Origin of the sequence: Stenotrophomonas sp. TWI602, from assembly GCF_039674045.1 — a bacterium.
In the GTDB taxonomy this organism is placed as follows: Bacteria; Pseudomonadota; Gammaproteobacteria; order Xanthomonadales; family Xanthomonadaceae; genus Stenotrophomonas.
In genome coordinates, this window is the sequence record NZ_JBDJMT010000048.1 from 1 (window position 1) to 2,777 (window position 2,777).

The following is a 2,777-nucleotide window of genomic DNA, read 5'->3' on the forward strand; positions in this document are numbered from 1 at the left end:
ATCATTTTCTGAGTCATGGTGCCCAGGAGAGGACTCGAACCTCCACGAAGTTGCCCCCGCTAGCACCTGAAGCTAGTGCGTCTACCAATTCCGCCACCTGGGCGACTCAGGGGGCGAATTCTGGGCATGTCCGTGAGGCTTGTCAACGGTTTTGTGAAATTTCTTCACAATCCTGCACAGGAGCGCCGCTGACCGGTTCTGCACACGCGCAGCGGTTACTATTGAGGTCAATGAAACCAAAGAAACCGACCCAGGGCGCGAAAGCCCCCAAGTCCCCGGCGCCCAAGAAGGCAGCCGGTCCGTCGGGCAAGCCCCGCGCTGCCGCCAAGAAAGCCGGCAAGCTGCCACCCTGGATGCCCGAATCCCTGAACACCGCTGAGCCGCCGCGTGGCAACAAGCGCGGGCCCAGGCCTGCGCATGCCGGGCCGATCCCGACCCGCCGCCGTCCGCATCCGACCCCGCTCGACGGTGAGGTCCAGGTGGACCCCTTCGCCGCCCGCGAGGCCGAGCGCTATGCGCAGCCGATCGCCAGCCGCGAGGCGATCCTGCAGCTGCTCGACCGCTGCGATGGCCCGCAGACCGCCGAAGAGATCGCCATCCATCTCGGCCTGACCGAGCCGGACCGTGCCGATGCGCTGGGCAAGCGCCTGGGCGCGATGTGCCGTGACGGCCAGCTGGTGCAGAACCGCCGTGGCGGTTTCGCGCCGCTGCAGGCCGTCAACCTGATCACCGGCGTGGTGATCGCCAACCCGGAAGGGTTCGGCTTCCTGCGCCCGGTCGAAGGTGGCGACGATCTGTTCCTGCCGCCGTTCGAAATGCGCAAGGTGCTGCATGGTGACCGCGTGCTGGTCAACGTGACCGGCATCGATCGTCGTGGCCGTCGCGAGGCGAGCATCTCGCGCGTGCTTGAGCGTGGCATGAGCCGCCTGATCGGTCGCTTCAGCGTCGAGTTCGGCATCAACTACGTGGTGCCCGACGACAAGCGCGTGCAGCGCAACGTACAGATCCCGCCCGACCAGACCGGCGATGCCCGCGATGGCCAGCTGGTGGTCTGCGAGCTGACCCAGGCGCCGGACACCCGCCGCCCGCCGATCGGCCGCATCATCGCCGTGCTCGGCGACAAGCTGACGGCCTCGCTGGTGGTGGAAACCGCCATCCACGGCCATGAGCTGCCGTTCGAGTTCCCGGCCGAAGTGCTGGCTGAAGCCACCGCGGTGCCGATGGTGGTCACCCCGGAACAGATCGGCCACCGCGAGGACCTGCGCAACACGCCGCTGGTCACCATCGATGGCGAGGACGCCAAGGACTTCGACGACGCGGTCTACTGCGAACCCAATGCCGAAGGCTTCCGCCTGGTCGTGGCGATCGCCGACGTCTCCAATTACGTGCGTCCCGGTACGCCGCTGGACAATGAAGCGCAGAAGCGCGCGACCTCGGTCTACTTCCCCGGGTTCGTGGTGCCGATGCTGCCGGAAACGCTGTCCAACGGCATCTGCTCGCTGATGCCCAAGGTTGACCGCATGTGCTTCGTCTGCGACATGCAGGTGAACCGCGAAGGCGAGGTCATCCATTCGCGCTTCTACGAAGCGGTGATGAATTCGCATGCGCGCCTGACCTACAACCAGGTCTGGGAAGCGGTGGGCGAGAACGACCCGGCCGCGCGCAAGGCGATCGGTCCGCTGATGCCGCAGGTGGATCGCCTGTACCAGCTGTATCACGTGCTGGCCAAGGCGCGTACCCGCCGCGGTGCGATCGAATTTGAAACCTCCGAAGTGCGCTTCGTGCTGGACAACACCGGCGAAGTCACCCAGGCCGGGATGATGGTGCGCAACGATGCGCACAAGCTGATCGAAGAATGCATGATCGCGGCCAATGTGCAGGCGGCGCGCTACCTGCTGGCCAAGCAGGTGCCGGCGCCGTTCCGTGACCATGAGCGTCCGCCGGAATCCAAGTACGCCGATCTGCTCGAGTTCCTGAAGGAATTCAAGCTGAGCCTGCCGCCGTGGTCGAAGGTGCAGCCGGCCGATTTCACCAAGCTGCTGAAGAAAGTGCGCGATCGCCCGGACGCAGCGCTGCTGGAATCGGTGCTGCTGCGCAGCCAGAGCCTGGCGGTGTACTCGCCGGACAACCTGGGCCACTTCGGCCTGGCGCTGGATGCGTACGCCCACTTCACCTCGCCGATCCGTCGTTACCCCGATCTGCTGGTGCACCGTGCGATCAAGCACGCGCTCAGCGGAGCCGCGCCGGAGAAGTTCACCTATTCGCCGCGTGAGATGGCCGCGCTGGCCCTGCAGTGCTCCGAGCGGGCGCGCCGCGCCGATGAAGCCGAGCGTGAAGTCGACGAGCGTTACCGCGCCGCGTGGATGGAAAAGCACGTTGGCGGCCAGTTCGAGGGCGTGATCAGTGGCGTGACGAGCTTCGGCCTGTTCGTGGAACTGGACGAATCCAAGGTCAACGGCCTGGTCCACGTGACCCAGCTGCCGCACGACTATTACCAGTTCGACGCGGTGCGCAAAACGCTCAACGGCGAACGCCGCGGCAAGATCTACCGCCTCGGTGACCGCGTGCGGATCCTGGTGCTCAAGGCCAGCATGGAAGAGCGCAAGATCGACTTCCGCCTGGTGGAAGAAAAGGACGATTCGCTGCCCGAGCTGCCGCCGCGCGGCCAGCCGGCCAAGCGCCAGAAACAGAAGTACTGATCGTCGCGTACCCGCCCCCCGCCGGGTCGCCGCAGGGGGCGCCCCGGGGTGGGGGAAAAGAGAAACCCCCCCCCCGGG

Annotated in this window: 1 protein-coding gene and 1 tRNA gene; one reads left to right on the forward strand and one right to left on the reverse strand. The window is 66.1% G+C overall.

The window, feature by feature from the left end; all coding sequences use genetic code 11:
• Nucleotides 1-16: 16 nt before the first annotated feature.
• Nucleotides 17-103: transfer RNA gene (locus tag ABE483_RS18895), tRNA-Leu, on the reverse strand.
• A gap of 250 nt (nucleotides 104-353) precedes the next feature.
• Between ABE483_RS18895 and rnr the strand changes: the two genes are divergently transcribed.
• Nucleotides 354-2,699: a ribonuclease R gene (gene rnr, locus ABE483_RS18900; protein WP_346482187.1), complete on the forward strand. Its 2,346-nt coding sequence runs from the start codon at nucleotides 354-356 to the stop codon at nucleotides 2,697-2,699.
• The last annotated feature ends 78 nt before the right edge of the window (nucleotides 2,700-2,777 follow it).